The sequence below is a fragment of the Pseudomonas sp. AB6 genome (assembly GCF_034314105.1).
GTDB lineage: Bacteria > Pseudomonadota > Gammaproteobacteria > Pseudomonadales > Pseudomonadaceae > Aquipseudomonas.
On the sequence record NZ_JAVIWJ010000001.1, the window covers coordinates 4,689,710 to 4,712,359 of the forward strand.

At 55.9% G+C, this 22,650-nt stretch carries 21 protein-coding genes; 11 read left to right on the forward strand and 10 right to left on the reverse strand.

Annotation, left to right across the window (positions count from 1 at the left end):
- Positions 1 to 46 precede the first annotated feature (46 nt).
- The 3 genes from nadE to RGW60_RS21865 form a co-directional block, all read right to left on the reverse strand.
- Positions 47 to 874: an ammonia-dependent NAD(+) synthetase gene (nadE, locus tag RGW60_RS21855; protein WP_322206568.1), complete on the reverse strand. Its 828-nt coding sequence runs from the start codon at positions 872 to 874 to the stop codon at positions 47 to 49.
- A gap of 3 nt (positions 875 to 877) precedes the next feature.
- Positions 878 to 2,137, reverse strand: a complete 1,260-nt coding sequence (pncB, locus tag RGW60_RS21860) for a nicotinate phosphoribosyltransferase (RefSeq protein WP_322206569.1) — start codon at positions 2,135 to 2,137, stop codon at positions 878 to 880.
- Between the two features lie 69 nt (positions 2,138 to 2,206).
- Positions 2,207 to 3,109 carry a LysR substrate-binding domain-containing protein gene (locus RGW60_RS21865; protein WP_322206570.1) on the reverse strand — a complete coding sequence of 301 codons (903 nt, stop codon included), beginning with the start codon at positions 3,107 to 3,109 and terminating at the stop codon, positions 2,207 to 2,209.
- A 192-nt stretch (positions 3,110 to 3,301) separates the two neighbouring features.
- Between RGW60_RS21865 and RGW60_RS21870 the strand changes: the two genes are divergently transcribed.
- From RGW60_RS21870 to RGW60_RS21905, 8 genes are all read left to right on the forward strand, one after another.
- Positions 3,302 to 4,792, forward strand: coding sequence for an aldehyde dehydrogenase family protein (locus RGW60_RS21870; protein ID WP_322206571.1), 1,491 nt, complete (start codon positions 3,302 to 3,304; stop codon positions 4,790 to 4,792).
- Positions 4,793 to 4,908: 116 nt separating this feature from the next.
- On the forward strand, positions 4,909 to 6,192 hold the full coding sequence (locus RGW60_RS21875; RefSeq protein ID WP_322206572.1) for an FAD-binding oxidoreductase: 1,284 nt from the start codon (positions 4,909 to 4,911) through the stop codon (positions 6,190 to 6,192).
- Between the two features lie 377 nt (positions 6,193 to 6,569).
- Positions 6,570 to 7,709 (forward strand): ABC transporter substrate-binding protein, encoded by a 1,140-nt coding sequence (locus RGW60_RS21880; RefSeq protein WP_322206573.1) that lies wholly within the window; start codon positions 6,570 to 6,572, stop codon positions 7,707 to 7,709.
- 177 nt (positions 7,710 to 7,886) lie between these two features.
- On the forward strand, positions 7,887 to 8,801 hold the full coding sequence (locus RGW60_RS21885; protein ID WP_322206574.1) for an ABC transporter permease subunit: 915 nt from the start codon (positions 7,887 to 7,889) through the stop codon (positions 8,799 to 8,801).
- A gap of 40 nt (positions 8,802 to 8,841) precedes the next feature.
- Positions 8,842 to 10,119, forward strand: coding sequence for a high-affinity branched-chain amino acid ABC transporter permease LivM (gene livM, locus RGW60_RS21890; protein ID WP_407074086.1), 1,278 nt, complete (start codon positions 8,842 to 8,844; stop codon positions 10,117 to 10,119).
- Positions 10,116 to 10,991 (forward strand): ABC transporter ATP-binding protein, encoded by an 876-nt coding sequence (locus tag RGW60_RS21895; protein ID WP_322206576.1) that lies wholly within the window; start codon positions 10,116 to 10,118, stop codon positions 10,989 to 10,991. The genes livM and RGW60_RS21895 overlap by 4 nt, the downstream gene beginning before the upstream one ends.
- Positions 10,988 to 11,704 (forward strand): ABC transporter ATP-binding protein, encoded by a 717-nt coding sequence (locus RGW60_RS21900; protein ID WP_322206578.1) that lies wholly within the window; start codon positions 10,988 to 10,990, stop codon positions 11,702 to 11,704. Before RGW60_RS21895 ends, RGW60_RS21900 begins: the two co-directional genes overlap by 4 nt.
- Positions 11,705 to 12,453: 749 nt before the next feature.
- Positions 12,454 to 13,218 (forward strand): SDR family oxidoreductase, encoded by a 765-nt coding sequence (locus RGW60_RS21905; protein WP_322206579.1) that lies wholly within the window; start codon positions 12,454 to 12,456, stop codon positions 13,216 to 13,218.
- Between the two features lie 103 nt (positions 13,219 to 13,321).
- Here the strand turns inward: RGW60_RS21905 and RGW60_RS21910 are convergent, their stop codons facing one another.
- The 7 genes from RGW60_RS21910 to RGW60_RS21940 all read right to left on the reverse strand — a co-directional run bounded on the left by RGW60_RS21910 (position 13,322) and on the right by RGW60_RS21940 (position 19,132).
- Entirely contained in the window at positions 13,322 to 14,458 is a 1,137-nt protein-coding gene (locus RGW60_RS21910) for an AGE family epimerase/isomerase (protein ID WP_322206580.1), read from the reverse strand.
- 220 nt (positions 14,459 to 14,678) lie between these two features.
- Positions 14,679 to 16,045 (reverse strand): IS3 family transposase gene (locus RGW60_RS21915; RefSeq protein ID WP_416194835.1). Its coding sequence is split into 2 segments (ribosomal slippage): positions 14,679 to 15,566 and positions 15,569 to 16,045, totalling 1,365 coding nucleotides; the frame shifts between segments, so codons are not numbered across the junction.
- Between the two features lie 58 nt (positions 16,046 to 16,103).
- Positions 16,104 to 16,721: an urease accessory protein UreG gene (gene ureG, locus RGW60_RS21920; RefSeq protein WP_322167416.1), complete on the reverse strand. Its 618-nt coding sequence runs from the start codon at positions 16,719 to 16,721 to the stop codon at positions 16,104 to 16,106.
- 65 nt (positions 16,722 to 16,786) lie between these two features.
- Positions 16,787 to 17,461, reverse strand: coding sequence for an urease accessory protein UreF (locus RGW60_RS21925; protein WP_322206581.1), 675 nt, complete (start codon positions 17,459 to 17,461; stop codon positions 16,787 to 16,789).
- Positions 17,458 to 17,958, reverse strand: a complete 501-nt coding sequence (ureE, locus tag RGW60_RS21930; protein ID WP_322206582.1) for an urease accessory protein UreE — start codon at positions 17,956 to 17,958, stop codon at positions 17,458 to 17,460. The genes RGW60_RS21925 and ureE overlap by 4 nt, the downstream gene beginning before the upstream one ends.
- A gap of 150 nt (positions 17,959 to 18,108) precedes the next feature.
- Positions 18,109 to 18,741, reverse strand: a complete 633-nt coding sequence (locus RGW60_RS21935) for a TetR family transcriptional regulator (protein ID WP_322206583.1) — start codon at positions 18,739 to 18,741, stop codon at positions 18,109 to 18,111.
- Positions 18,742 to 18,862: 121 nt separating this feature from the next.
- Positions 18,863 to 19,132 carry a hypothetical protein gene (locus tag RGW60_RS21940; RefSeq protein ID WP_322206584.1) on the reverse strand — a complete coding sequence of 90 codons (270 nt, stop codon included), beginning with the start codon at positions 19,130 to 19,132 and terminating at the stop codon, positions 18,863 to 18,865.
- A gap of 361 nt (positions 19,133 to 19,493) precedes the next feature.
- Here RGW60_RS21940 and RGW60_RS21945 point away from each other — a divergent pair, with 361 nt between their 5' ends.
- The 3 genes from RGW60_RS21945 (at position 19,494) to RGW60_RS21955 (ending at position 22,591) form a co-directional block, all read left to right on the forward strand.
- Complete coding sequence (locus RGW60_RS21945; RefSeq protein ID WP_322206585.1) at positions 19,494 to 21,560, forward strand: AsmA family protein; 2,067 nt, start codon at positions 19,494 to 19,496, stop codon at positions 21,558 to 21,560.
- A gap of 177 nt (positions 21,561 to 21,737) precedes the next feature.
- Positions 21,738 to 22,331: a colicin gene (locus RGW60_RS21950; protein WP_322206586.1), complete on the forward strand. Its 594-nt coding sequence runs from the start codon at positions 21,738 to 21,740 to the stop codon at positions 22,329 to 22,331.
- Positions 22,331 to 22,591 carry a bacteriocin immunity protein gene (locus RGW60_RS21955; RefSeq protein WP_322206587.1) on the forward strand — a complete coding sequence of 87 codons (261 nt, stop codon included), beginning with the start codon at positions 22,331 to 22,333 and terminating at the stop codon, positions 22,589 to 22,591. Before RGW60_RS21950 ends, RGW60_RS21955 begins: the two co-directional genes overlap by 1 nt.
- Positions 22,592 to 22,650 lie beyond the last annotated feature (59 nt).

The following is a 22,650-nucleotide window of genomic DNA, read 5'->3' on the forward strand; positions in this document are numbered from 1 at the left end:
TTCAGCCATAGATATGGCGGCGAATTGGCTTATCAGGCAATTTGATTCATGGCGCGAACGGCAGTTCCCGCTTGTGCTGAGTCTTGCGGTAGGTGTCTCGAATGATAGTGAATGCCTGTTCACGCACCGGCTCACCGTGCAGGAATGCATCGATCTCGGCATAGGTGACGCCATGTGAAGCTTCGTCCGGTTTGCCCGGCACCAGGTCTTCAAGGTCGGCGGTCGGCACTTTTTCCACCAGCGACTGCGGTGCGCCGAAGCTGCGAGCGATGGCCCGGACCTGATTTTTCACCAAACCACTGAGCGGCGCGATGTCGCAGGCGCCGTCGCCAAACTTGGTGAAGAAACCCATGACCGCTTCCGCTGCATGGTCAGTACCGATCACCAACCCTTGGCGCGCACCGGCAATCGCGTATTGCGCGACCATGCGCATCCGCGCCTTGGTGTTCCCCGTCACGAAGTCCACAGCGCTGGCATGCTGGCCTTCGAACGCTTTGATTTGTGCGGTTAAGGCCTGCACTGAAGGGCCAATATTCACCGTGTGCGACTCGTCTGGCTTGATGCACTCAAGGCTGGCTTGGGCTTCATGCTCGTCCAGCTGGGTTTGATACGGCAAGCGTACCGCGATGAAGCAGTAGCTCTTGTCCCCAGTGCTTTGGCGCAATTGCTCGACCGCACGTTGGGCGAGCAAACCCGCCGTCAATGAGTCAACGCCGCCACTGATACCCAGCACCAGTGTTTTAAGCTGGGCGTTTTGCAAACACTGCTGGATAAAAGCGACCCGCCGCGCGACTTCGGCTTCAAGCGCATGTTGGTCGGCGAACGGTGGTTGGACCTTGAGCTCTTCGGCAATTTGGAGTTGTACGGCGTGCATGATTCACTCCTCAACAATGTGTGCGGAAACGGAAGTATTTAACGCCGGCAGCTCGGCAACAGGGCTGATCGGCACTTTGAACACGTGCCGCAGGTACGCGACGAAGTTCGGGTCTTTGCACTGGGTCTTGCCAGGCTCATCGGAGATTTTGGCCACGGCTTGGCCAGCGCAGGCGGTCATTTTAAGCACAATACTCATGGGCTCAATGCCCGGAATGTCGGCAGTCAAATTCGTGCCGATGCCGAAACTGACGTTTATCCGACCGCGCAGGGTGCGGAATATCTCCAGGGCCTTGGGCAAATTCAGGCCGTCGGAGAAGACCAGTGTCTTGCTCATCGGATCAATACCGAGGTTCCGATAATGCGCTATGCATTTTTCAGCCCACACTATCGGGTCCCCGGAGTCATGCCGCAGGCCATCGAACAGTTTGGCGAAGTACAGATCAAAGTCGTTGAGAAACGCGTCGGTGGTGATGCAGTCGGTCAGTGCGATGCCCAGCAGCCCCCGGTATTCGCGTACCCAACAATCCAGCGCGACGATTTGACTGTCGATTAGTCGTGGGCCCAATTGTTGGTGGGCCATGATCCATTCATGGGCCATGGTTCCCAGAGGTTTCAGGTCCAGTTTGCGTGCCAATTCGACGTTGCTGGTGCCGACAAATTGACCGGGGAAGTCCTGCTTGAGTACCGAAACTACTTCTTCTTGCACACGGTACGAGAAGCGTCGGCGGGTGCCGAAGTCGGCCACTTTCAAGCCGGCAAGTTCATCGCTGGCGGCATTGGCCAGCAACCAGTCGAACTTGCGGTACAGCTGATCGCGGGCCTGCACCAGCATCGTGCCGGGATGGCGAATACGGTTGCGCACTTCGCTGACGATTGCCAGCAACGGCACTTCGAACATGATCACGTGCAGCCATGGCCCGTGCAGGCGAATACGCAACTCGCCGTCTTCGATGTGGGTTTGCACATAGCGCATGTTGAAGCGAAACAGGCCAAGAAAGCGCAAAAAATCAGGCTTCATGAAACTGATGCGCTCAAGAAAAACCAACTGTTCGGAGCTCATGGACAGCTCGCACAGCAGGGCGATCTGATGGCGGATCTCGGTCAAATAAGGCCGCAGATCCTCGCCATTACGGCAGCGAAACTCCCACTCCACATCCACGTTGGGGTAGTTGTGCAGCACCGCTTGCATCATGGTCAGCTTGTAAAAGTCGGTGTCGAGCAGGTTCTGCACGATACGATCGGAGAAGGCGCTCTCACTCATTTTTGTCAGGTCTCCAGTGCTGCCGGTGGGGTTGGGGTCGCAACCGAGGCTGGGTCCGCATTGTCGCCCCTAAGTTACCGGGTTATCCAATTGTTCAGTCATCCAGCGTACAAAATTTCGGATCTTGGGCACCTCAGCCGTGTGCTCGGAGTAAGCCATGTAATAGGCGTCGTGGCTGGGCAAGGCGTGGGGCCAAGGGATGACCAGTTTGCCTTCTGCCAGCTCTTCTTCGACCAGAAATCGCGGTAGCAGCGCGACGCCACAGCCGACTTGTGCTGCGCGAATGCACATGTAAAAGGTTTCAAAACGCGGGCCGTGGTAGCTGTATTCGGTTTGATAACCCTGGCTGTCGAACCATTCATGCCAGGCTTGTGGGCGTGAGCCACTTTGCAGCAGGACCAATTCGCTCAATTGCGTTGGATCAGTGAACGGGATGGCTGGCAAGCTACCGGGTGCGCACACTGCTATCAATTCTTCGTTGAACAGTTTCATCGATTCAGCGCCGGGACGCGCGCCTTGGCCAAAATAGAACGCCAAGTCGCAGCGGCCTTGAATCAAGTCATCGGGGCCCTGTTCGCTGACCAGATCCAGGTGAATATGCGGATGGCGCAACCGCCAGCCTTTGAGCCGAGGTACCAGCCAGCGAGCACCGAAGGTCGGCGGGGTGGACACCCGCAAGACTTCGGTTTCGCCGCCATACGAGCGCAAGTAGTGTGTGGACATTTCCACCTGCATCAGTATCTTGCGCACCTCGCCCAGGTACAGTGCGCCGGCCGGGGTCAGTTGCAAGCGGCGACGCACGCGTCGAAACAGCAGGTGCTGCACAAGGTCTTCAAGTTGGGCGACTTGCTTGCTGACGGCGCTTTGGGTCAGATGGAGTTCTTCAGCGGCACGGGTAAAACTCAGGTGCCGGGTCACCGCTTCGAAGCATTGCAATGCGGTGATGGACGGCAGATGACGTTTGTTGAGCATGGTCTGGCCTATGGTTTTTCTACGCTACCAGGGCACGCGCGAAGGGCAGCATGAATAAACGGAATGATATCTCGCGTAATGGTCGTTTGTTCCTACGTCTCAGGCCAGCTATTAGTAGAGGCTGACGCTTTAGCCGCTTTTGTTTGTGCTCCCCTATTTCGGCTTTTTCATTTATAGAAACCAGGAGAAACCATGATTACCGACTTGCTCAACCGTCTCGGTGTCGATGCCTCGCTGTACCAGAATGGCAACCAAGCCGTGCACACACCCGTCGACGGCAGCCAAGTAGCCTCCGTGCATTGGGAAGGGCGAGCGGAAGTGGAACAGCACGTGACCCGTGCCGAAAACGCTTTCGAAGCCTGGCGTAAAGTGCCGGCTCCGCGCCGTGGCGAGCTGATTCGTTTGTTCGGTGAAGCGCTGCGTAAGCACAAAGCCGAGCTGGGCGAGCTGGTGTCGTGGGAAGCGGGCAAGATCACTCAGGAAGGTTTGGGTGAAGTACAGGAAATGATCGACATCTGCGACTTCGCGGTCGGTCTGTCGCGCCAGCTGTACGGTTTGACCATTGCTTCCGAGCGTCCTGGCCACCACATGCGCGAAACCTGGCACCCGCTGGGCGTTGTGGGCGTGATCAGCGCGTTCAACTTCCCCGTCGCCGTTTGGGCCTGGAACACTACGCTGGCGCTGGTTTGCGGCAATGCGGTGATCTGGAAACCTTCGGAAAAAACCCCGCTGACCGCCTTGGCGTGTCAGGCGTTGTTCGAAAGCGTGTTGAAACACTTCCCGGACGCACCGGCTTACTTGAGCCAAGTCGTTATCGGTGGCCGTGAGGCGGGCGAAGCCTTGGTGGATGATCCGCGTGTCGCGTTGATCAGCGCCACCGGCAGCACGCGCATGGGCCGTGAAGTGGCTCCGAAAATCGCCGCACGTTTTGCCCGCAGCATTCTTGAACTGGGCGGCAACAACGCGATGATCCTCGGCCCAAGCGCCGACCTCGACCTGGCTGTCCGCGCGATTCTGTTCAGCGCCGTCGGCACGGCCGGTCAACGCTGCACCAGTTTGCGCCGCTTGATTGCTCACGAATCGGTCAAAGCTGAAATCGTCAGCCGCTTGAAAACCGCTTACGCCAAAGTGCGTATCGGTCACCCGCTGGAAGGTAATCTGGTCGGTCCGCTGATCGATAAAGGTGCCTACGAAAACATGCAGGACGCGCTAGAGCAGGCGTTGAGCGAAGGCGGTCGAGTCTTCGGCGGCAAGCGGGTGTTGGCTGAGGAATTCCCGAACGCGTACTACGTGACCCCTTCCATCGTCGAAATGCCTGAGCAAAGCGACGTGGTGTGTACCGAAACCTTTGCCCCGATTCTGTACGTGGTCGGTTACGAAGAGTTCGCCGAAGCCGTGCGTTTGAACAACGCCGTGCCACAGGGCCTGTCGTCGTGCATTTTCACCACCGACGTGCGTGAGGCTGAGCAGTTCATTTCAGCGCTGGGCAGTGATTGCGGGATCGCCAACGTCAACATCGGTCCAAGCGGTGCTGAAATCGGAGGCGCGTTCGGCGGTGAGAAAGAAACCGGCGGCGGCCGTGAATCAGGTTCTGATTCGTGGCGCGGCTACATGCGTCGCCAAACCGCGACCGTGAACTACTCTCTGGAGCTGCCGCTGGCGCAAGGGATTACCTTCGACTGATAGGTCAAATTGGCCAATACCGGTGGGAGCGAACTAGTTCGCTCCCACCGGATCTCGGCACGACGCCGGATCTGGCAACGCACTATTTAGGCTATGTATCTTTCCGGGGTTTTGCGATGCCGCTACGCGAAGAATGTCTGTGGGAAAAATTGACACCGCAACGGCCTGAGGCTGAGGCGCTTAATGGAGAGGTAACGGTTGATGTGTGCGTGATTGGCGCAGGCATTACCGGCTTGTCAGCGGCGATCCACCTGCTGGAACACAGCAAGACCGTCGCCGTGCTGGAAGCCCAACGCGTCGGTCAAGGTGGATCCGGGCGCAACGTCGGGCTGGTCAACGCCGGGTTGTGGATCCCGCCCGACGACATCGAAGCGGGCTTCGGCAAAGAAGTCGGTAGCCAACTGAATCAAATGCTCGGTGCCGCGCCTTCATTGGTATTTAGCCTGATCGATAAGTACGGTATCGATTGCCAACTGCGTCGCGAAGGCACGTTGCACATGGCGCACAACGCCCGTGGCGGCGCTGATCTGCGCAGCCGCGAAGAACAATGGAAGCGCCGAGGCGCGCCAGTGGAGTTGCTGACCGGCAAGGCGTGTCAAGAAGCCACCGGCACCCAGAAAATATCCTCTGCGTTGCTGGACCGTCGTGCGGGTACTTTCAATCCCATGGCTTACACCAGTGGCCTTGCCCAAGCAGTTGTTGGTCTCGGTGGTCGGGTTTTTGATCACTCGCCGGTGACACGTCTCGAACGTCAAGGCGATCGTTGGTGCGTAATCACTGAGCACGGTGCCGTACTTGCGGAGAAAGTCGTTATCGCGTCAAACGCCTACACCCTAGGTGAATGGACCGAACTGCGGCGTAATTTCTTCCCCGGTTATTACTATCAAGTCGCTTCGGCGCCGCTGACGGAAGACGCTGCGCGGCAGATTCTGCCTGGCGGCCAAGGTTCATGGGACACGCGCCAAGTGCTCAGTAGTATCCGTCGCGATGCCGATGGGCGTCTGCTGCTTGGCAGTTTGGGCAACGGCAATCAAAAACCTGCCTGGTTCCTCAAGGCGTGGGCCGACCGGGTTCAACAGCACTATTTTCCTTATTTGAAGCCGGTTGAGTGGGAGTGCACTTGGACGGGCACCATTGCCTTTACGCCAGATCACTTATTGCGTTTATTTGAACCTGCACCGGGCCTGGTTGCGGTCACGGGTTATAACGGTCGCGGCAACACGACTGGAACAGTCGTAGGCAAGGCCTTCGCGGATTACCTATGCCACGGCGATCCCAAAGCGCTACCTGTGCCTTTCGCTTCGATGAAACCTTTGGCTGGCGTTGGACTTCGCAGTGCGTTATATGAAGCAGGCTTTTCGCTGTATCACGCGGGCCAGTGCTTGCGCATAGTGATTTAATGCAATCTTTTTGTTCTTCATCAAGCGCTTTTATCGCGCACCCATTACCCTGTGATGGTGCGTCCTGTAGCGGTCGCGCACCTTAGGTGTGCAGTTCGGTGACGCATACTGTTACAGTCCGGTTGCACGCAGTCATGGAGGTGGGTTGCAATTATTATTGGTGCAGGTTGCTCTATTTTTTGAGAAGGTTGCACCTGCTGCGTTTTAGACGGTTGCACGCCCCGTAAAGTGGGACTGAGAACGTCGTGATCGAACAAAATTGCGACTTTTTTAAGAATAAAAACCCTATGGCACGCCACTTGCTCTGAGCTTGTAGCTGAATGAAAGCTTGTGCTGAAGTCGCTGTGCTAACTAAAAACCTCAGGAGCACCATCACCATGTCACAGACGTTTTACAGGAAAGGTTTTCTAGCACTCGCAGTTGCTACTGCATTGGGTGTTTCTTCGTTTGTTCAGGCCGCGGATATCAAAATTGGCGTCGCCGGTCCGATGACAGGTGCTAACGCTTCGTTCGGTCTTCAATACATGAAGGGCGCTCAGGCCGCGGCCGATGCGATCAACGCAGCTGGCGGCGTAAATGGGGATAAAATCGTTTTGGTCCAAGGCGATGATGCCTGCGAGCCGAAACAAGCGGTCGCGGTGGCCAATAAACTGGTTGACCAGGACAAAGTTGCGGGCGTCGTGGGCCACTTCTGCTCGTCATCGACTATTCCAGCTTCTGAGGTCTACGCCGACGCTGGCGTGATCGCGATCACGCCGGGTTCCACCAACCCAACTGTGACCGAGCGTGGTTTGACCGCCATGTTCCGTATGTGCGGCCGTGATGATCAACAAGGCATTGTCGCCGGTGATTACATCGTTGACGTCCTCAAAGGCAAGAAAGTTGCCGTCATCAACGACAAAGACACCTACGGTAAAGGCCTGGCTGACGCGACTGCGATGCAGTTGACCAAGCGTGGCGTGAAGCCGGTTCTTGAAGAAGGCTTGACCCGTGGCGAGAAAGATTTCAGCGCCCTGGTGACCAAGATCCGTTCGGTTGGTGCTGACGTGGTCTACTTTGGTGGCCTACACCCAGAAGCCGGTCCACTGGTGCGTCAACTGCGTGAGCAAGGTCTTAAAGACGTCAAGTTCATGTCGGATGATGGCATCGTGACTGACGAATTGGTCACCACCGCTGGCGGCGCACAGTTCGTCGACGGCGTGTACATGACCTTCGGCGCTGACCCACGCATGCTGCCAGACAGCAAGGCGGTTGTTGATCAGTTCCGCAAAGCCGGTTATGAGCCAGAAGGCTACACCCTATACGCTTACGCTTCGATTCAGGCACTGGCCGCTGGCTTCAATGGCGCCAAGTCGAACAAAGGCGAAGACGCTGCTAAATGGCTGAAAGCTCACCCGGTAAAAACTGTAATGGGCGAAAAAAACTGGGACGCTAAAGGCGACCTGAAAGTGTCCGATTACGTGGTCTACCAGTGGGACAAAAACGGCAAATACCACCAGCTTGAAAAGCAGAAGTAAGTTAAACGCATAGTCGGGCCTGTTGCTTGTAAAAGCTCCAGGCCCTTCTTGTAAGTGGGTACCTGCAATCCTGCAGCCCCGGATTTCTTCTGAGCCACATGCTTGCGGCTCGAAGCGCCTCACGAGGGCGTTTCGGTGTCGTGTCAGGGTGGCCTCTCAAGTTCGAGAGAGTGCGTGATGGACGGTATTTTCCTGCAACAAATGGTCAACGGTCTGACCCTCGGGTCAGTCTACGGTTTGATCGCCATTGGCTACACGATGGTTTACGGCATCATTGGTATGATCAATTTCGCCCATGGCGACGTATATATGATCTCGGCTTACCTGGCTGCTATCGGCCTGGCCGTCCTTTCTTTCTTCGGCGTGGAATCCTTTCCCTTCCTGATTCTGGGCACATTGGTGTTCACCATCGTGGTCACGGGCGTTTATGGATTCGTCATCGAGCGGGTCGCTTACAAACCGCTGCGCAACTCGACGCGACTTGCGCCGCTGATCAGCGCCATTGGTATATCGCTGATCCTGCAAAACTATGCGCAGATCGCTCAGGGCGCGCGGCAACAAGGCGTCCCCACCTTGCTCGAAGGCGCGTGGCGATTTAACGTCGGCACGGGCTTCGTGCAAATCACCTATACCAAGATCTTCATTCTCATTGCCGCGTTCGTCGGCATGGGCGTGCTGACCTACATCATCAAGTACACCCGGCTTGGCAGGATGTGCCGCGCGACCCAACAGGATCGCAAGATGGCCTCAATTCTCGGCATCAACACCGATCGGGTCATTTCCTACGTGTTCATCATCGGTGCCGCCATGGCCGCATTGGCGGGCGTGTTGATTACCATGAATTACGGCACGTTCGACTTCTACGCAGGCTTCATCATCGGCATCAAAGCGTTCACCGCCGCAGTACTGGGCGGTATTGGTTCATTGCCGGGTGCGATGCTGGGCGGTTTGATCCTGGGGGTTGCCGAGTCGCAGTTCTCCGGTTTGATCAACTCCGACTACAAAGACGTGTTCAGTTTCGGCCTGTTGGTATTGATCCTGATTTTCCGTCCTCAAGGCCTGCTGGGTCGCCCACTCGTGGCGAAGGTATAAGCGTATGTCCTCAACTAGTTCAGCTCCTCCTGTCAAACCAATGGATATCAAACGTAGCCTGATCGACGCGGTGGTTGCCGGGTTACTGGCTCTGATTGTGTTCGGTCCTATCGTCGGCATCGTGCTCGACGGCTACAGCTTCAACCTGCAACCCACCCGCGTGGCGTGGCTGGTCGCGGCAGTGATGCTGGGGCGTTTTGTGATCAGCCTGTTTCTGCAAACCCCCAAGGGCATAGCGGTTTCCCAAAGCTTTGAAACCAGTGGCTCCGGTGTGCATGTACTGCCCCCGGATCACAAATCCAAGCTGTATTGGATCCTGCCTATCGTGATTGCGGTGGTCATCATCTTCCCGATCTTCGCCAACAAGTACCTGCTGACGGTGGTCATCCTCGGGATGATTTACGTGCTGCTGGGCTTGGGCTTGAACATCGTGGTCGGCCTGGCTGGCTTGCTCGATTTGGGTTATGTCGCGTTCTACGCCATTGGTGCCTATGGCTTGGCGCTGGGTTATCAATACCTCGGGCTTGGCTTTTGGTCGGCGTTGCCATTGGCGGCCATCGCTGCGGCGTTAGCGGGCTGTATTCTCGGATTTCCGGTATTACGAATGCACGGCGATTACCTCGCCATCGTGACCTTGGGCTTCGGTGAAATCATCCGTTTGGTACTGACCAACTGGATAGGTTTTACCGGCGGACCAAACGGCGTACCGGTTCCTTCGCCGACGATCTTCGGCCTGGAATTTGGCCGCAAGGCTAAAGACGGCGGCATTCCAATTCACGAGTTTTTCCACTTCGATTACAACCCGAACCTTAAATACCTGTTCATCTACATCGTCCTGTTTCTGGTCGTGATGGCGGTGCTGTACATCAAACACCGTCTGACCCGCATGCCGATTGGCCGTGCGTGGGAAGCCTTGCGCGAAGATGAGATTGCCTGCCGCTCCATGGGCCTGAACCACGTGCTGGTCAAGCTCTCGGCGTTCACTATCGGGGCATCGACTGCCGGTTTAGCCGGGGTGTTTTTCGCCAGCTACCAGGGCTTCGTTAACCCGACATCGTTCAGCTTCTTTGAGTCCGCGCTGATCCTGGCCATCGTTGTACTGGGCGGCATGGGCTCTACCGTCGGTGTGGTCATCGCGGCCTTCGTACTGACGGTCGCGCCGGAGCTGTTGCGTAGCTTCTCCGAATACCGCGTGTTGCTGTTCGGTATCTTGATGGTGCTGATGATGATCTGGCGTCCACGGGGTTTGATCCGCATCAGCCGTACCGGGGTGACACCGCGTAAAGGCGTTTTGATCAATAAGAGGACGGCGCCATGAGTGACGAAATCGTTCTCTCGGTCGAGAACCTGATGATGCACTTTGGTGGCATCAAAGCACTCAGTGATGTCAGCCTTAAGGTGCGTCGTAACTCAATCTTTGCTCTGATCGGCCCTAACGGCGCTGGCAAGACTACGGTTTTCAACTGCCTGACCGGGTTTTATAAAGCCACTGGCGGCAAGATCGAACTCAATGTCCGCGGCGAACGTACCAACGTCATTAAGCTGTTGGGCGAATCGTTCAAAGCGATTGATTTTGTTTCCCCGAAAAGCTTTCTCAGCCGCGTCTACTACAAAATGTTCGGCGGCACGCACTTGGTAAACCGCTCTGGTCTGGCTCGAACCTTTCAGAACATTCGTCTGTTCAGGGAAATGTCGGTCATCGAAAACCTGTTGGTGGCCCAGCACATGTGGGTCAACCGCAACCTGCTGGCCGGTATCCTCAACACCAAGAGCTATCGAAAGGCCGAAGATGATGCCATGAGCACCGCCTTCTATTGGCTGGAAGTGGTGAATCTGGTGGACTGCGCCAACCGTTTGGCCGGCGAATTGTCGTACGGTCAACAACGCCGCCTGGAGATCGCCCGGGCCATGTGTACCAGGCCACAGGTGATTTGCCTGGATGAACCGGCTGCAGGCCTCAACCCACAGGAAACCGAAGCGCTGAGCGGCATGATCCGTCTGCTGCGCGACGAACACGACATGACCATCGTGCTGATCGAACACGATATGGGCATGGTCATGGGCATCTCGGACGATATCGTCGTGCTTGACCACGGCAACGTGATTGCCGTTGGCGGGCCGGAACAGATTCGCAATGATCCAAAAGTAATTGCGGCTTACTTGGGCGCTGATGAAGAGGAGTTGGTATGAGCGTACCCATCCTCGAATTGAAAAATATCGATGTGTTTTACGGGCCGATCCAGGCGCTGAAGAAAGTCTCGTTGCACATCGATGAGGGCGAGACCGTCAGCCTGATTGGCTCAAACGGCGCCGGTAAATCCACGTTGCTGATGTCGATTTTCGGCCAGCCACGGGCTGCCAGTGGACAGATTATTTACCAAGGCGTCGACATCACCCAGAAGTCCTCGCACTACATCGCTTCCCACGGCATTGCACAGTCGCCGGAAGGACGGCGCGTGTTTCCAGATATGAGCGTCGAGGAAAACTTGCTGATGGGCACCATCCCCATCGGTGACAAGTTCGCTTCGCAAGACATGCAGCGCATGTTTGAGCTGTTTCCCCGACTTAAAGAACGCCGCAATCAACGGGCGATGACCATGTCTGGAGGCGAGCAGCAGATGCTCGCCATTGCCCGCGCATTGATGAGCCGCCCCAAGCTGCTGTTGCTGGACGAGCCGTCGCTGGGCTTGGCGCCGATTGTGGTCAAACAGATCTTCTCAACGCTGCGCGAGCTGGCGAAGTCGGGCATGACCATCTTCCTTGTTGAACAGAACGCCAACCACGCGTTGCGGCTCTCGGATCGGGCCTATGTGATGGTCAACGGCGAGATTCGTCTGACCGGCACCGGACAAGAATTGTTGAGCAATGACGAGGTCAGAAACGCCTACCTTGGCGGTCACTGATCAGGTTTGTTTGCACCGCGAATATAACTACGCGCTTTGGGAATTTCACCCAAGGCGCGTTTTTTTTGAATTGTGGAAAACATTTTTAGCAAGCTCTTAAATTGCGGCATAAAGACGCTGCAAATAGTTGTTTTGTCACGTTTTTGACTTGTCCAAGATTGCTGTGGAGGTAACTGTGGGTAACATGGGAGTAGCTGGCTGCAACCCTTGTAATACGTGGCTTACAACGGTCTGGTTGTTTTTTGATCAGTGGCTTTTCCGTTAGCTCCGCTGCGTTCTGTCAATGATTTTTTGTCTGTTTGTTCATACAGTCTTTCGATCGGTGAAGCCTGTGGATAAGTCAGTGGACAAGCACTGGAAAGGTGGTTCCGGAGGCCGTCGTTACTGGCATGGCGCCTTCATTGTTTTTTTTGCGAGACAGATGCTTTTTTAAGGCGTCATGTGTGATGCGCAGGGTCAAGTAAAAAAACCTCCCAGGAACCGGCGCGGCTCCGATATTTTAGAATCGGCGGTCGTTTGCGGTTGCCCCCAAATATTGTGGGTTGTGCTGTGGATAAGGTGGGTAAAACTCAGTGCAGCCCATATGGAATAAGGCTCTGCACAAATAGGGTGTTTTTCGTACAGCAGCTGGGCATGTCGATGACGCATCCGGCGCTTGCTGGTCATACGCCCGTGCGGGCATTCTGCCGGTCTGTTGTCCTTATCGTAATCATGGCTGTGCTGCTTTAGCGCCGCATCAGGAGAAAGAAATGACGTCTACTGTATTCATTACCGGTGCCACTTCCGGCTTCGGCGAAGCCTGCGCCCGTAAATTTGCCGAAGCAGGCTGGTCGCTTGTGCTGACGGGTCGCCGTGAAGAGCGTCTGAATGTGTTGTGCGCTGAATTGTCGAAACAGACCAAGGTCCACGGCCTGGTAGTGGATGTGCGCGACCGTGCGGCCATGGAGAACGCTATCGCCGGTTTGCCGGCAGAGTTCTCGACCATTCGCGGATTAATCAACAATGCTGGTCTGGCCTTGGGTGTTGATCCTGCGCCGAAATGCGATCTGGACGACTGGGACACCATGGTCGATACCAACGTTAAAGGCCTGATGTACACCACCCGCTTGCTGCTGCCGCGCTTGATTGCTCACGGTCGCGGTGCGGCGATTATCAATTTGGGTTCAATCGCCGGTAACTACGCGTATCCGGGCAGCCACGTCTATGGCGCGACCAAAGCGTTCGTTAAGCAGTTCTCGTTGAACCTGCGCTGCGATTTGATTGGTACAGGCGTGCGGGTGACCAACCTTGAGCCGGGCCTGTGCGAAAGCGAGTTCTCGCTGGTGCGTTTTGCGGGCGACAAAGAGCGTTATGACGCGACGTACGCGGGTGCCGAAGCCATCCAGCCGCAAGACATCGCCGACACGATTTTCTGGCTGATGAACACCCCGGCGCACGTCAACGTCAACAGCCTGGAATTGATGCCGGTCAGCCAGACTTGGGCCGGCTTTGCGATTGACCGCACGCGCGGCTGAGTCAGCGACACCGAGTCGCCCGCTTCCCGAATAAATTCGGTCCTACAGAGTTTTGTATCCGTAAACAGCCCCCCTGTGGGAGCGAATTCATTCGCGAAGGTTTTCAGCGGTTGAAATACCCAGCCAACCCGCTATAGCAGGTCGCCAGATGGTAGGGCGTGGTCGATGGCATATCGCTGCGGCTGACGTTGCCTTGGGCGTCCAGACATTCGTTCCAGCCCGTCGCGTGCAGAAAGCGCTGTTGCAACGCGTTCAACTGCCGAGCCACTGCCGCACCACTGTCAGGGCGCAACGCCAATGCTCGCAGGTATTCCGCCTGTGCCCAAATACGTTGGGTGCCGTCGCGCACAGTGCCTTCCACATCCAGCATTGCTTTAACCGCGCCAGTCATTGGGTCGATGCCGCGTTGCTCGGTGTAGTCAAACGCTCGGGTCAATGACCTATGCAACAGACTGTCCTGCAGAAGTGGCGACGACTCCAACAAAAAGAACCATTCAAATTGATGACCGGGTTCGAACCAGTTATCCACAGCACCCAGCGGCTTTTCCAGCATCACGCCGTGTAGCGGATCAACGAAACGAATTTGCATGGCATTCACCAACTGCGTCAGGGCGGCTTGCGTGGCTGCGTCTTCACGGACCGACACGGTCGCCAGAAAGGCTTCGGCCAAGTGCATCAGTGGATTTTGCAACGGGCCGCTGTCTAGCGAGGACCAGTCCTGACCAAGACTCGCTTCATACAAGCCTGTGCCATCGGCAAAACGTTCGGCTACTACCGTCAGTGCAGCGTTGAGTACCGACTCCACCAATGGCTCGCGTACTTTGGCCCAATAGTGGGCGCAGGCAAAGATGATGAAGGCGTGGGTGTACAGGTCTTTGCGCTGATCCAGCGGCTTGCCTTGTGGGTCGATGCTGTAAAACCAGCCGCCGTGTTCGGCGTCGTGGAAATGCTGTTGCAAGGACCGAAACAGCGCGGCCGCACGCAGTTTGGCTTCGGGCACAGAAGGTTGATCAATCAGGCTGGAAAACAAATACAGCTGGCGTGCACAGGCCATCGCGCGATAGCGCTGAGGCGCCAACGGCTGATGATTAGCGTCGACCGCCTCATACGGCAACGCCAGTTGCGGATTCCAGCCAGGGCCCAGCCAAAGCGGCACGATGACCTGCTTGAAATGCAGCTGGATGGCGGCGAAAACGGCAGTCAGTTCAGACTGGGAGGCGGAGCTGGAAACATCGGGCATCGGCTGGCGTCACGGCAAGGGCGTTTGCGCGACATGGTAACGCAATGGTGAAACGGCTCGCTAACAAGTTGCTGCGGGGCCGCAGATACTTCTGTAGGACCGAATTTATTCGGGAAGCGGGCGACGCGGTTTGTCAGCAATACCGCGTCGTGGCCTTCGCGAATGAATTCGCTCCCACAGAGTGAACTGCGCCCCAAATGTTGGACAGTGATTGAATAAGCTACGCGGCCTGAGTTCTGTATGCCACTGGACTCAAGCCGTTGAGCTTCATTTTGATACGTTCGTGGTTGTAGTAATGGATGTATTCATCCAGTCCAGCCTCTAACTGAGCAACGCTGTCGAAGCGCTCCCGGTAGAAAAACTCTGATTTCAGTGTGCCGAAAAAGCTCTCCATCGTGGCATTGTCATGGCAGTTACCCTTGCGCGACATACTCTGTTCCAAGCTCATTTCTTCCAGACGATTTCGGTAGATGTGGTAGCGGTACTGCCAGCCCTGATCCGAGTGCACCATCGGTTTGGCGCCCTCTGGCAAGCGCTTCAACGCCTTTTCCAGCATGTTGCCCACCAAGGCGTAGCGAGGGCTGGTGTCTGTCTGGTACGCCACGATCTCTCCGTTGTACAAGTCCAGTATCGGCGACAGGTAGAGCTTTTCACCGGCTACCTTGAACTCGGTAACGTCGGTCACCCATTTCTCATTCGGCTGGTCGGCCTCGAATTGCCGAGCCAACGTGTTAGGTGCTACCTGCCCCTCAGGGCCTTTGTACGATTTATACTTCTTGGCTCGCACCGTGCACTTGAGGTTTAGTTCGGCCATCAGCCTGCGTACCGTTTTGCTGTTCACTATCCACCCGCCCTTGAGCAGCGTGGCGGTCATCCGGCGATAGCCATAGCGGCCCTTATGCTGGTCCTGGATAGTCTGAATAGAGGCTTTCAGCGGAGCAAATTTATCCCCGGCAGCCAGTACCTTGACCTGATAGTAGTAAGTACTGCGTGCCAAGCCGACCAGCTTGAGCAGGGCGTCGATTGGAAAATCGCTCCTCAGCTCAGTGACTACCCAGGCTTTTTCTTCGCTTCTTTGTCCCGCCTCATCGCCTCCTCGCCTAACACCTTTAACTTTTTTAGGTAGGCGTTCTCCATGCGCAGGTACTGAAGTTCGTCGAGCAACTCTTTGTGGGCGCGCTCTTCGTCGGTGAGCACTGCCGGTTTGCGGGGCTTGGCGGGGGGCTTTGGCATAACGTTACGTGGGCCTTTTTTCCCTGACGTCAGGGCTTCGATGCCGCCACTGTAATATTGCTGCTGCCATCTGCCTATCTGCGTTGAATTGCCCAGATTGAAAATCGCAGCCGTTTGCCGAAATGACAACTTCTCACGCTCCATGTGCTGGACAACGGACAGTTTGAACTCGGGACCATGTTCCTTCATACGCCCCTGCAGGCTGGCTTCCCCGTGCAGCTCGTAGGCCGCCACCCAACGACGGAGCAACGTAGGGTCCATCTGAAATTGAGCGGCTATGTGACGAAAACCTTGACCGCGCTCAAGGAAAGCATTGATGGCGGACCGCTTGAACTGCGTTGAATATTTACCCATGAAAAACACCCCGGTAGTTGGATGGGTGTCCAACATTTGGGGCGCAGTTCAGAGGCAATCAAGCCGCTTCAGTCAGCAAGCCTTGGCGCTCAATGAACGCGATGATTTGTTCCAGCCCAAGACCGGTTTTTTGATTGCTGAACACGAACGGCTTTTCACCGCGCATCTTCTTGGTGTCGCGGTCCATCATTTCCAGCGAGGCACCCACCAGGGGTGCCAAGTCGACTTTATTGATCACCAGCAAATCGGATTTACAAATGCCTGGCCCACCCTTGCGCGGTAGCTTGTCACCGGCAGACACATCGATCACATAGATCGTCAGGTCCGACAGTTCAGGGCTAAACGTCGCGGATAAGTTGTCACCGCCCGATTCAACAATGATCACATCCAGCCCCGGAAAGCGCCGGTTCAATTGGTCTACCGCTTCGAGATTGATCGAGGCGTCCTCGCGAATCGCCGTGTGCGGGCAGCCACCGGTTTCAACGCCGATAATCCGTTCCGGCGCCAAGGCTTCGTTGCGCACCAGAAAATCAGCGTCTTCACGGGTGTAGATGTCGTTGGTGACCACGGCCAGGTTGTAGCGGTCACGCAGGGCCAGGCACAGCGCGAGGGTCAGGGCTGTCTTGCCGGACCCGACCGGGCCACCGATGCCAATACGCAGAGGTTGGCTGTTCATAACGTTCTCCAGTGAGCGGTAACGGCTCTCAAGTAATTGTTGAGCAAGGCGCTGTATAAAAAAGATCAGGATCTAAACAGGCGACTGTATTGACGTTCATGGGCCATGCTCGCCAATGACAAACCAAATGCAGCGCTGCCGTAGTGTTCGGGGTCTATGTTCGTAGCCTGCTGCTGCGCCTGTTGCAGCAGCGGCAGTAACTCGCTGGTCAAGCGTTGCGCGGCTTGCTGGCCCAGCGGCAAGGTCTTCATCAACACCGCCAATTGGTTTTCCAGCCAGCTCCACAACCAGGCGGCCAAGGCGTCCTGCGGGCTAATTCCCCACGCACGGGCAGCCAGCGCCCAGCCCAAAGCGAAATGCGGCTCAGGCAATTGCTCGAAAAAGGTTCGTGCGGGGGCGTCCAGTTCTGGTAAGCCGCTGAGCAATTGGTGCAGGGAGTAACCCATCTGCCGGCTTTCCTGAAACAACTCACGGGTTTCCCGGCTGGCGCGGTGTTCCTGGCTCAGTTGCAGCAGTTGCGGCCAGTCTTCCTCGGCCGCCGCTGTGCAATGCGCTAGTAACAACGGTGCTTCAAAACGGGCCAGATTTAACAGCAGTTGATCGCCGATCCAGCGTCCGGCGCTGCGGGTGTCATTGACCAGTGCGTTCTCGACTGCCATTTCCAGACCTTGCGAGTAGCTGTAACCACCAATCGGCAATTGCGGACTGGCCAAGCGCAGCAGCGCCCACGCGTTGTTCACGTGCGCACGCCGAATTGATGCAGGCGCGGTGGGTAATTGAAATCTTCTTCACCGGGCCGAGAGTGATGATGGCCACCACCATACGCACCGTGTTCAGGGTGAAAGGGCGCTTCGATGGCTTCGGTGGTGGCACCCAGTTGATCAAGCATGGCTTTGAGCACGTAATCGTCCAGCAAGCGCAGCCAACCGTCGCCCACTTGCAACGCGACGTGTCGGTTGCCCAAGTGATACGCCGCACGGGTTAGTTCATAGGCATTCGTACAGGTGACGTGCATCAACTGTTCGGGGCGTGCGCAAACGCGAACGATACGGCCGTCCTCCGCTTGCAGGTATTCGCCATCACGCAATGGTGGTTGACCACGCTCCAGGAACAGCCCGACGTCTTCGCCTTCGGCACTGACGCAACGCAGGCGGCTTTTGCTGCGCGCCTCGAAGTTCAAATGCAGTTCGGCAGCCCAGTCAGCTTGAGAATCGATTCTTCGGTGAATCACCAGCATCAGCATGCTTCCAGCTAGATTTCGATGGAGTAGTTAGAGCAAGGGTCTTGCCAATATAGGAATGCGCCTACACACGGCGATGGCGCTTAAACACAGAGTAATGGAATGCATCAAGTGGGGGCTTTGATTATTGGGGTGCACCGGTAGGGGTCACTCGGTGCTGCCAAGCCCTTGCCAGTGGTTGGCGCCGATAAAGATAAAGCGCAATTGCTGAGTGATTTTGGCGCGAGGGGTGAGGTGATCGGCGAGGGTTTCTGCGGGAGGGTCTATCAATTCCGGGAGCATGGCAAACACGCTTTTCACCACCAGGTCAGCCATTACCGATAAATCGTCAGCGTCCAGGTGCTGTAATTTGGGCATCAATGCCAAGTCGGCGGCCAAATCAGCGCTGATACCTTCGCGCAAGGCACCCAAGGCTTGGCGCACTTGCAGCGAGCCACCATATTGTTCGCGGGCCAGAAACAGAAATTGCGAACGGTTGGCGGCCACCACCTCCAAAAATATTTTCACCGAGCCTTCGATGATGCCGCCCACAACGGATTTGTTGTGACGCACCAAACGAATGGTTTTACGAAAGGTCTGGCCCACTTCACAGACCAGCGCCAAGCCCAGTTGGTCCATGTCTTCGAAGTGACGGTAGAACCCGGTCGGTACGATACCGGCGGTTTTCGCGACTTCACGCAGGCTCAGGCTGCCAAATCCCCGGCCGCTCGCCATCAAACTATGAGCCGCGTCGAGCAAGGCATGACGGGTTTGTTGTTTCTGTTCGGCACGCGGCAGCATGGGCGGGTGATATCTGAGAGGGGACTGCGCGGCACTTTAACAAATGCGCTGTAGTTGCGTGAAGCAAAGGCTGAAAAGCACAAACCCGGCAATTAGCCGGGTTTGTGGACATGCCGTCAAATCAGCTCTGGCGGCGATGCTGTTCGAGCAAACGATCAGAACCACCTTCAGCCACACGCTGGTATTGCTGAATCAAACGACCTGTGCCGGTATCGGCGATGCGGCCACTCTGTTTGTTGGCGTGATCTGAATCGCCTTCAGCCAGTGTATTAAAGGTAGCTGCCAAGACCGGTTTGGCCTGAGCGGAGACTGCCTGTTCGCTGACGGGCATCGCAAAAGCGCAGGACGCAATCAACGAAAGGGTCAGGCTCAGCAGCAGTGGGTGTTTCATAAGAGTGCTCCACGCGAGGGCATTAAAACTTTGAGGCGCGCATCTTACTCCCGAGATGTCGATATGAAAGTTCGTAAAAATGATTCTAATAATCGATGAAATTGATTCGTCGTCACAGCCCTTGGGCGCTGAGGCCTGTGCTAATTTTTTCGCTCTGTTTTGGGGATTTTCGATTTTTTTGCCCGTACCGAGAGCGTCTATCTAATAGGTTACCGGCTCATTTCAGCTTATTTTCATCCGGGTCAAAACCTGCGGCGCTTTTTCCAGTCGAAGGACAAAGCTCTAAATAGTCGAACCGTCTACGCTTAGGGCAGATGCGCCATCGCTGGCAGGAAGTAGAAGACATCTGGAGAGTCATGTAATGACGCGTCGCCGTAAAATTGTGAACTGGACGGGCATTATCCTTGTGCTGCTGGTGGCCATTCTGGCCATTGTGATCGTCACGTTTGACTGGAATCGAATCAAACCCACGCTTAACGAGAAAGTCTCTGACGCCCTGCATCGGCCCTTTGCGATCAACGGTAACCTCGCAGTGCTGTGGCAGCGTGAACCTGATCAGGGCGGCTGGCGGGGTTGGTTGCCATGGCCGCACTTCGTCGCCGAAGACCTGACCTTGGGTAATCCCGACTGGTCGAAAAATCCGCAGATGGTCACCCTTAAACGGGTCGAATTCCGCCTGGCGCCGTTGCCACTGCTGCTACACCAAGTGGTTATCCCCAGGATTGACCTGACCGCGCCGGACGCGAAGCTTGAGCGTTTGGCCGATGGCCGCGCCAATTGGACGTTTGATTTACCTAAGGCCGACCCTAACGCCGAACCGTCGAAATGGGTGCTGGACATCGGCGCGATTAAATTCGACAAAGGGTTGGTCAGCCTCAATGACCAAAGCCTGAAAACACAGCTGGACCTAGTGATCGATCCATTAGGCAAACCCATCCCGTTTAGCGACATTGTCGGCACTAGCGAAGCGAAGAAAGCGCAGGACAAAGGCACCGCGCCGCAGGACTACGCCTTCGCCTTGACCGTTAAAGGCCAATACCACGATCAAAAACTCAGCGGCAACGGCAAAGTCGGCGGCTTGCTGGCGCTCAAAGATGCCGCACAGCCGTTTCCGGTTCAGGCTGATGTGCAAATCGCCGACACCCGAATTGTGTTGGCTGGCACGTTGACTGACCCTGAAAACCTCGGCGCGCTGGATTTACGCCTGAAGCTGGCGGGCAGCAGTTTGGGCAATCTGTACCCATTGACGGGGGTTAACTTGCCGGACTCACCGGCGTATTCAACCGACGGTCACCTGATCGCGAAGTTGCACGATGCCGCTGGAGCGTCGTTCCGCTATGAGGGCTTCAATGGCAAGATCGGCAGCAGTGATATCCACGGCGATCTTGGCTACGTTGCCAGCCAACCGCGCCCGAAGTTGACAGGTGCGCTGGTGTCCGAGCAGTTGCTGTTCACTGACCTGGCGCCCTTGATTGGTGCTGACTCCAACGCCGCGCAGAAAAAACGCGGTGGAGACAGCAAACAGCCAGAGGGCAAAGTGCTACCGGTCGAAGAGTTCCACACCGATCGTTGGCGGGTCATGGATGCCGACGTTGAGTTCACAGGCAAGAAAATCGTCCAGAGCACCAGCTTGCCATTCACCGATCTGTACACCCACGTCGTACTCGACGACGGCCGACTCAACCTGCAACCTCTGCGCTTTGGCGTAGCAGGTGGCAAGCTGGATGCCGACATCCGGCTGGACGGCCGCTCTACACCCCTTCAGGGGCGGGCAAAAATCACTGCCCGCAACTTCAAACTCAAGCAGCTATTCCCGACCTTTGAGCCAATGAAAACCAGCTTTGGTGAGTTGAATGGCGATGCGGACATTAGTGGCAAAGGCAATTCGGTCTCGGCGCTGCTAGGCGCGTCCAATGGCGAAGTGAAGATGCTGGTCAACGACGGCGCCATCAGCCGCAGCTTGATGGAAATCGCCGGACTCAACGTCGGCAACTATGTGGTCGGCAAAATGTTTGGCGATAAGGAAGTGAAGATCAATTGCGCCGCTGCTGATATGGGCATCAAGGACGGCTTGGCAACCACCAAACTGTTTGTCTTCGACACTGAAAACGCCATCGTCTACATCAACGGCACCGCAAACTTCAGCAGCGAGCAACTGGACCTCAAGATCAATCCAGAATCCAAAGGCTTCCGCGTGTTCTCCCTGCGCTCGCCGCTATACGTGCGCGGCACCTTCGGCAAACCCGACGCGGGCGTACAGTCCGGCCCATTGATCCTGCGTGGCGCGGGCATGGTGCTGCTCGGCGCGGTCATTGGACCTGCTGCCGGGTTGTTGGCTCTGGTGGCTCCGAGTGGCGGAGAACCCAACCAATGCGCACCGTTGTTGGAGCAGATGAAAGCCGGCAAAGCGCCGAAAACGGTGAAGTAGGTCAAAGCGATTCGGTCCCACGAATTTTGGCGCTGCACATTTATATTTGTTCAATGGGTTATACCTTATTTGATAAGACCGATTGATTATTAGTTGAACGACAGATTCTGACTCGTCCTAAAGATTATTCACCGCGAAAACATTAACGTCGCACCTTGATTTCAGGGAGCTTCGTCAGTGAGTGAAAGGAAATGGGTGCTGGGCATTCCCGCCCTGGAGGGCTCCCCGCAGTTAGGGGGCGTGTACGTCTTTCCAGTGGCCGAAGATGCCGAGAAAATGTACTCGCACCCGGCGCACCCACCCGATTATCAAGACGCGATTATTTGGTTCCCAAGCAGGCCGGAATTTTCGCCGATTTACCTATCATTGAATCTGCGTGGTGCGCCGGGTGTAGCCACTGGAATAGGCGAAGATGTGACTGGCATTTGGCTTGCCGGAGCAAGTGTAGGGCTGGGCGTTCCCGTACCCACCCGAATTGCAGACAAACTCAGGGATCGCGAGTTCTCCAGCTTCGATATGTTCAGGAAGGCGTTTTGGATTGAAGTGGGGAATGATTTGGAGTTGAGTGAGCAGTTCAACCCAGACAACATTAAAAGGCTTACGAGAGGCTTGGCGCCAGCAGCCCGCATTAGGGATCAGGCAGGAAAAAGATTCTCTTTCGAGCTTCACCACCAAGTGCGAGTTACTGATGGTGGTGCGGTCTATGACGCTGATAATCTACGAATCAACACTCCTAAAAACCACATAAGCATTCATAAGAAGACACAGTGATGGATCTCAAAAGCGCACTTTCTGAATACACCGAATACCAGTTCGCGAAGGTGATTCAAGCAATAAAGGACTGTGAGGGGTCCGAGGACTTTCAAGCTCAGTTGATCGTCCATCTCAACAGCTTGGCAGCAGACGCTGGAGGCTCCGACTTGATTTACTACCCTGAAGAGGGTGCAGATAGCTCCGCTGAAGGGGTCGTCCGGAGTATCCAAACGTGGTGCTTATCCAATGGGTTGCCAGGTTTTAAACCGCCTTTTTGACACCATATGAATGTTAAAAACGGACTGTCTGACTACACCGAATATCAGTTTAAAGAGCT

Excerpts from the sequence above, each read along its gene's own strand:
- nadE (WP_322206568.1), bottom strand. The coding sequence starts at position 874 with ATGCACGCCGTACAACTCCAAATTGCCGAAGAGCTCAAGGTCCAACCA.
- pncB (WP_322206569.1), bottom strand. The coding sequence starts at position 2,137 with ATGAGTGAGAGCGCCTTCTCCGATCGTATCGTGCAGAACCTGCTCGAC.
- RGW60_RS21865 (WP_322206570.1), bottom strand. The coding sequence starts at position 3,109 with ATGCTCAACAAACGTCATCTGCCGTCCATCACCGCATTGCAATGCTTC.
- RGW60_RS21870 (WP_322206571.1), top strand. The coding sequence starts at position 3,302 with ATGATTACCGACTTGCTCAACCGTCTCGGTGTCGATGCCTCGCTGTAC.
- RGW60_RS21875 (WP_322206572.1), top strand. The coding sequence starts at position 4,909 with ATGCCGCTACGCGAAGAATGTCTGTGGGAAAAATTGACACCGCAACGG.
- RGW60_RS21880 (WP_322206573.1), top strand. The coding sequence starts at position 6,570 with ATGTCACAGACGTTTTACAGGAAAGGTTTTCTAGCACTCGCAGTTGCT.
- RGW60_RS21885 (WP_322206574.1), top strand. The coding sequence starts at position 7,887 with ATGGACGGTATTTTCCTGCAACAAATGGTCAACGGTCTGACCCTCGGG.
- livM (WP_407074086.1), top strand. The coding sequence starts at position 8,842 with ATGGATATCAAACGTAGCCTGATCGACGCGGTGGTTGCCGGGTTACTG.
- RGW60_RS21895 (WP_322206576.1), top strand. The coding sequence starts at position 10,116 with ATGAGTGACGAAATCGTTCTCTCGGTCGAGAACCTGATGATGCACTTT.
- RGW60_RS21900 (WP_322206578.1), top strand. The coding sequence starts at position 10,988 with ATGAGCGTACCCATCCTCGAATTGAAAAATATCGATGTGTTTTACGGG.
- RGW60_RS21905 (WP_322206579.1), top strand. The coding sequence starts at position 12,454 with ATGACGTCTACTGTATTCATTACCGGTGCCACTTCCGGCTTCGGCGAA.
- RGW60_RS21910 (WP_322206580.1), bottom strand. The coding sequence starts at position 14,458 with ATGCCCGATGTTTCCAGCTCCGCCTCCCAGTCTGAACTGACTGCCGTT.
- ureG (WP_322167416.1), bottom strand. The coding sequence starts at position 16,721 with ATGAACAGCCAACCTCTGCGTATTGGCATCGGTGGCCCGGTCGGGTCC.
- ureE (WP_322206582.1), bottom strand. The coding sequence starts at position 17,958 with ATGCTGGTGATTCACCGAAGAATCGATTCTCAAGCTGACTGGGCTGCC.
- RGW60_RS21935 (WP_322206583.1), bottom strand. The coding sequence starts at position 18,741 with ATGCTGCCGCGTGCCGAACAGAAACAACAAACCCGTCATGCCTTGCTC.
- RGW60_RS21940 (WP_322206584.1), bottom strand. The coding sequence starts at position 19,132 with ATGAAACACCCACTGCTGCTGAGCCTGACCCTTTCGTTGATTGCGTCC.
- RGW60_RS21945 (WP_322206585.1), top strand. The coding sequence starts at position 19,494 with ATGACGCGTCGCCGTAAAATTGTGAACTGGACGGGCATTATCCTTGTG.
- RGW60_RS21955 (WP_322206587.1), top strand. The coding sequence starts at position 22,331 with ATGGATCTCAAAAGCGCACTTTCTGAATACACCGAATACCAGTTCGCG.